4 protein-coding genes are annotated in these 6,012 nt (G+C 72.8%); 1 reads left to right on the top strand and 3 read right to left on the bottom strand.

Annotated elements, in window-relative coordinates; all coding sequences use genetic code 11:
* Positions 1 to 594: 594 nt before the first annotated feature.
* Complete coding sequence (locus WH07_RS04545; protein WP_046495573.1) at positions 595 to 1,764, bottom strand: aminoglycoside phosphotransferase family protein; 1,170 nt, start codon at positions 1,762 to 1,764, stop codon at positions 595 to 597.
* Between the two features lie 231 nt (positions 1,765 to 1,995).
* Between WH07_RS04545 and WH07_RS04540 the strand changes: the two genes are divergently transcribed.
* Positions 1,996 to 3,498: a DNA-binding protein NsdB gene (locus WH07_RS04540; RefSeq protein WP_046495570.1), complete on the top strand. Its 1,503-nt coding sequence runs from the start codon at positions 1,996 to 1,998 to the stop codon at positions 3,496 to 3,498.
* 111 nt (positions 3,499 to 3,609) lie between these two features.
* On the opposite strand, the gene WH07_RS04535 is transcribed toward WH07_RS04540, so the two are convergent.
* Together WH07_RS04535 and WH07_RS04530 are read right to left on the bottom strand one after the other, a co-directional pair.
* Positions 3,610 to 5,022, bottom strand: coding sequence for a PP2C family protein-serine/threonine phosphatase (locus tag WH07_RS04535; RefSeq protein ID WP_046495568.1), 1,413 nt, complete (start codon positions 5,020 to 5,022; stop codon positions 3,610 to 3,612).
* A 265-nt stretch (positions 5,023 to 5,287) separates the two neighbouring features.
* Positions 5,288 to 5,923 carry a TetR/AcrR family transcriptional regulator gene (locus tag WH07_RS04530; protein ID WP_079022944.1) on the bottom strand — a complete coding sequence of 212 codons (636 nt, stop codon included), beginning with the start codon at positions 5,921 to 5,923 and terminating at the stop codon, positions 5,288 to 5,290.
* Between the last annotated feature and the right edge of the window lie 89 nt (positions 5,924 to 6,012).

Raw genomic sequence — 6,012 nt, 5'->3', positions numbered from 1 at the left:
GCGGAGACCAGGGGGAGCAGCAGGGCGGCGGATACGACGACTCCGCCCGCTCTCAGCGCGCGTGCGCGGCGGAATCTCGGGGGTGGGGGGACGGAACCTTGCAATGCAGCCTCCAGTGACGGGTGGTGCGCGAAGGGCCTCCGGGCCGAGTGCCTACAGAGGTATCGGCTCCCGGACGATCCGTCAATCATCGACCACAGCGGGGATTTCGCACGTCAGCGCAGGTCTGACGGAGTTTCGCGGCGGCGCTGCCCCGGCCTGCGGCGCGTCAGTGGAGTGAACCAATGAAGGTATACGGAGTGCTGTCCGGAGGCTGGGCGACGGCGGGACCACGGTGGGTGCGTCGCCGGGACCCGCTCAGCTCACGATGGCGGACCTGCTCAGCTCACCATGGCGAACAGCGGCCCGAACGCGCCGCGCGCCCCGTGTGATGGCACAGGGCGCGCGACGCGGTTCTCTCTCCGCCCCGGGGCGGACGGGCCGGCCTGGCGGACCGACGGAGCCGACCGGTTCGGCGGACGGCGCGGCGGGCTCACGGGCGGCCCGGCGGGCGGCGACGCGTCGGGCGCGGCCGAGTGCGAGGCGGTGAGCGGCTCAGCGGGTGCCGACCGCGGCGCGTACGGCCCGCCGCGCCATCGCGCAGTCGTCGTGCAGCCGCCGCAGCAGCAGCCGCTGCTCCTCGCCCGTGGCCGGCCCGCCAGGCGCGGACCCCGGCGCCGGCGCGGAGCCGGCCGAGGACGAGAGCGACGACGCGGACGACGGCGACGGACCGGCACCCGGCTCCGGCGCCTCACGCATCGCGCGCTGCACCGCCGTCTCGTACATCCGGATCTCCCGGGTCAGTACGAGCATCAGATTGACCAGGAACGCGTCCCGGTCCGCCGGCCCCCTGACCTGCGCGAGCTGACTGATGTGCCGCCGCGCCGCCGGGGCGTCGCCGAGCACCGCCCACAGCGTCGCCAGGTCGTACCCCGGCAGATACCAGCCCGCGTGCTCCCAGTCGACGAGCACAGGACCGGCCGACGACAGCAGGATGTTGGAGAGCAGGGCGTCGCCGTGACAGAACTGACCCATGCCCTGCCGGCCGGCCGCCAGTCCGTGCAGCAGCTTCTGGAGATCGCCCAGATCACGGTCCGTGAACAGGCCCAGTTCGTGATAGCGGGCGATCCGTGCCGCGTAGTCGAGCGGCGCGTCGAACAGCCCGGCCGGGGGCCGCCATGTGTTGAGCCGCGCGATCGCGCCGAGCGCCGCCCGTACATCACCCCGCGGCGGGGCCTCCACGGGATGACGGGTCAGCGCCGCCGCCCGGCCGGGCATCCGCTCCATCACCAGTGTGCAGTTGTCCGGGTCCGCCGCCACCAGCCGCGGCACCCGCACCGGTGGCCGGTGCCGGACGAACGATCGATATGCCGCTATTTCGTGCCTGAACCTCTCGGTCCACACCGGTGAGTGGTCCAGCAGACACTTGGCGACGGCGGTGGTGCGCCCGGTGGTTCCGACGAGCAGTACCGAACGGCCGCTGCGGCGCAGCACCTGCACCGGATTGAACTCCGGGCAGATCCGGTGCACCGACGCGATGGCCATCCGCAACTGCGCGCCCTGAGGGCCGGACAAGTCGAGTCTCCCGCTGAGCGGTTGGGTGACGGCCCCCGTCCTGATCCGAGTCCGCCCGACATGGGTGGGGTCGAGATACGGTCCGCTTCCGGGCACGACCGTACGCTGCGACCGGGGCGGGGCGGACACGGAGGACGATGCTGTGTACATGGGCGATACAGATCCCTTCGTGTGCCGACGAGTTGCGTGCGCCACCCCGCCCGCCGGCCGTTCGGCACCCTGGGGAGTACGTCCTGCCGCCGGGGCGGGGTGGCGCTTTCCTACCCGACACCCGGGCGCGGGTGGCACACCATCTGGCGCACCCTGGCGAACCCTGGCGAATAGTCGCCATGCGGCCCCCGGGGGGTAGTGTCAAGTCAGCCGAGAACCTGGGGGCTTGACGTGAGCGGAGAACCCAACACCCGTCTGTCGGATCTGTTCGGCCTGGCCGGCTGGTCCAAGGGCGAACTCGCACGGCTGGTGAACCGGCAGGCGGCGGCCATGGGCCACCCCCAACTGGCCACCGACACCTCGCGGGTGAGGCGCTGGATCGACATGGGGGAGACCCCGCGCGATCCCGTGCCGGGAGTGCTGGCAGCTCTGTTCACCGAGCGGCTCGGTCGTGTCGTGACCATTGAGGACCTCGGGTTCGTGCGGAGTGGACGCGCGGGGAAACGACGAGACGCCGGGGACGCCGGGACGAGCGGCAACCCCGACGGTCTCCCGTGGGCGCCCGACCGGACGGCTGCGGTCCTCACCGAATTCACGGGAATGGACCTCATGCTCAACCGTCGCGGTTTGGTGGGCGCGGGTGCCGCGCTCACCGCAGGCTCCGCACTCACCAGTGCCATGCACGACTGGCTGCACTCCGACCCCGCACTGTCGCAGGACGCCCCCCGGATCGACGACCCCCTGCACACCGACCCCGCCGGGTTCGACCGTTACGAGGCCGCCCCCATCGGGTCGCAGGAGATCGACGCGCTGGAGCACTCCGTCGGGGTGTTCCGTGCCTGGGACGCCGCCCGTGGCGGCGGCCTCCAGCGCAAGGCGGTGGTGGGGCAGCTCAACGAGGTGGGCGGCATGCTCGCCTACCGGCACCCCGACCATCTGCAGAAGCGCCTCTGGGGCGTCGCCGCCAACCTCGCCGTACTCGCCGGGTGGATGTCCCACGACGTCGGCCTCGAACCCACCGCCCAGAAGTACTTCGTCATCGCCACCCATGCCGCGCGCGAGGGCGGCGACCGTCCCCGCGCGGGCGAGGCCCTGTCCAGAGCGGCCCGGCAGATGGTCCATCTCGGCCGGCCCGACGAGGCGCTCGATCTGATGAAGCTCGCCAAGTCCGGTTCGGGCGGCGAGACCCTGCCCCGCACCCGCGCGATGCTGCGCACCATCGAGGCCTGGGCGCAGGCGTCCATGGGCCGTGGCCAGGCCATGCGCCGCACGCTCGGCGAGGCCGAGGAACTCTTCGTGTCGGACAAGGGCGATGTGCCGCCGCCCTGCTGGATGCAGATGTTCGACGAGGCCGATCTGCACGGGATGCAGGCACTGGCGTTCCGTACCCTCGCCGACCATGAACCGGCCGCGGCGACCGTGGCGCAGCGCCATGCCAAGAAGGCGCTGGAACTGCGGGGCGGCGGCCGGCAGCGGTCCAAGATCTTCGACTACATCTCGATGGCGTCGGCCTGCTTCATCGCGGACGACCCCGAGCAGGCGGACCGCTACGCGCGCCTGGCGCTGGTGTCGATGGGGGAGACCTCCTCGCACCGGACCTGGGACCGGCTGCGGGAGATGTACCGGCTCACAGGGGAGTACGCGGGGTACGGGAAGATCGAGGATCTGCGCCACGAGATCCAGCTCGCACTGCCCAAGAAGGCGGCCAGGAGGACGGGCAGCGCCGACGTATAGCGCTCTTGCCAGGGGCTTCGGGTGCGGCTGGTCTGTGCGTACGCGGAGCTTGCGGGTCCGGCGGGGGCCAAGCGGGTACGGCGAGGGGCCCGCGGGTCCGGTCCCTTCGGGTCAGGCGCTGACCCTGGCCACCATCACACAGGCGTCGTCCGCGCGTTCGGCCCCTCCGAACTCCTCGACGACCGCCCCGGCGCACTCCTGCGCGCTGCGGGTCCCGGCGAGCCGGGGCGCCAGCGCCAGGAGCCGGTCCCGCTCGGCCCCGGGGCTGTCGTCGGCGCGGGTCAGCCCGTCGGTGTGCAGTACGAGCAGATCTCCGGGCAGCAGCCGGACATCGGCCTGTTCGTAAGCGGCCCCCGGGACCGCCCCGAGCAGGACACCGTCCGGCGGAGTCAGTACACGCCCCGTCCCGCCGCGGAACAGCAGCGGGGCGGGGTGTCCCGCCTGTGCCCAGGAGAAGGTCCGGGTCGCCGGGCGGTAGCGCGAGCACAGCACACTGCCGAGCGCGGGCTGCTCCGAGGCGTCGACAAGCTGATTGAGATGGCCCAGCAGCGCCCCGGGCTCGATGCCCGCCACGGCCATACCGCGCAGCGCCCCCAGGGTCATCGCCATGGACGACGCGCCTGCCATGCCCTGGCCGGTGAGATCGCCCACGGTCAACAGGGTGTCGCCGTCCGGCAGTTCGAGCGCGTCGTACCAGTCACGGCCGCTCAGCGGGTCCGCCGCGGACGGCAGATGGCGCCCGGCCAGTTCGAGCGCGGCAGGGCCGCTCCGGGAGGTCCGTAACGCACCGCGCCAGGACGGCAGTACGGCCTCCTGCAACTCGGCCACGAGCCGCCGCTCGGTCTGCGTGATCCGCTGTTCGCGCCGGAGCGAGTCACGCCTGTCGCGTACTTGCCGCTCGCTGCGCCGGAGTTCACTGATGTCGCGGAGGACCGCCCACATGGAGGCGGTGCAGCCGTCGGGGTCGAGGACCGGCTCGCCCCTCATGTGCAGCGTACGGACCCGCCCGTCGGGCCTGACGATTCGGAACTCGCCGTCGATGGGACGCCCGTCGATCAGACAGCCCGTCACCAGCGCGGTGAGCAGCGCCCGATCGTCGTCGAACACCAGCGAGGGCAGCTCGTCCAGTGTCATCGGGCCGCTCTCCGGCGCCCGTCCGAGGATCTCGTACAGCTCGTCCGACCAGCGCACCTCGTCCGAGAGGAGGTCCCACTCGGCGCTGCCGACCCGGCCGGGCACCGGGCCCACGGTCTCGCGGAGGTCCTCCGGGGTGGCCGGGTCATCCGGTGGTCCGGCCCTGAGCTGGTCCAAGTGCGCGCCCAGATCGTCCAGTTGGTGGACGGCGAGATCGCAGAGCGCCCGCTGCCAGCGCGCCCGGGTGCCGCCGTCGTCGACCGCGGTGGTGTCCCGGCGCACGGCGTCCATCTCGCCGCGCAGCCGACGGGTCTGCGTGATCAGCGCGTCCACCGTCCCCGGCTCGGGAGGCTGTTGAGCAGGACGGTCCGCGAAGAGGGGGGACGGCATCTCGTACTCCGATACGCGCGCGGCGCTGTCACGTCCGACTGATGGACTGTTATGAACTCTCGCACAGGCACCCCGGGGCCGTAAGGCGTTTGGCAACACTCGATCCGGCGATGCTCGTGGCATATGTCACCGGCCGCGCGGAGCAGGGTGTACGGTCGGCACCCCGGCGACAGCCCCAGTGCCAGGGCTCCAGTGGCGGCCCCGGCAGCAGGGTCAGTGGCTGCCCGGGACGGTGCCCTGGTGGCTTGCCGCCGAAGCGCAGTCCTCAGGGCCTGCCCTGATGGCGGTGCAGTGCCACCAGCAGCCGCCAGATCCGGGCCGCGATGCCCTCCGGGGTGTCCTCGATCAGGCCGTGCAGCCAGTCCGCCAGCACCCCGGTGAAGGCCGCGGCCACCGCGGAGGCGATCAGCTCGGGGGCGGGCACCCCGGCCAGGGCCTGTTCGGCGCGGCTGCGTTCGCGCAGTTCGCGGTGGAGCAGTTCGCCCAGCGGGCCGCCGCCGCCCGGGCGCAGCAGGGCCCGGTGGAGCGCCGCGTGCGGGACGAGACCGGTGAAGAACACCGTCAGGGGAGGCGGTGGGACGCGTGGATCCGGGATTCCCCGCCAGGCGTGCAGCGCGTCCACCGCCTCCCGTACCACCTCCGCGCAGGCGTCCACGGCCAGTGCCTGGAGGTCCGGGTAGTGGAGATAGAAGGTGGCCCGGCCCGTTCCGGCCCGGCGCACCAGGGCCGCGACACCGACCTCTTCGAACGGCCGCTCGGCGCACTCGTCGAGCAGCGCCTGTCGCAGTCTGGCCCGGGTCCTGGCGGTACGCGGATCGCCCGCCGGGCCGGCGGAAGGACGGCCCGGGGGCCCGCCGGGCGGGGGCCCGGGGGCACGAGTCCCGGGGGGCGTCCCGCTCATCCCGACGCGAGGACGGAGGCCAGGGTGACCGCGCCCGGCAGTGCCTGGACGAGCAGGATGCGCCGGTTGGCGGTGATCCCGCCGTAAAC

The organism is Streptomyces odonnellii (assembly GCF_000981895.1).
Classification (GTDB): Bacteria; Actinomycetota; Actinomycetes; order Streptomycetales; family Streptomycetaceae; genus Streptomyces; species Streptomyces odonnellii.
This window is presented reverse-complemented; position numbering and strand designations above follow the sequence as displayed.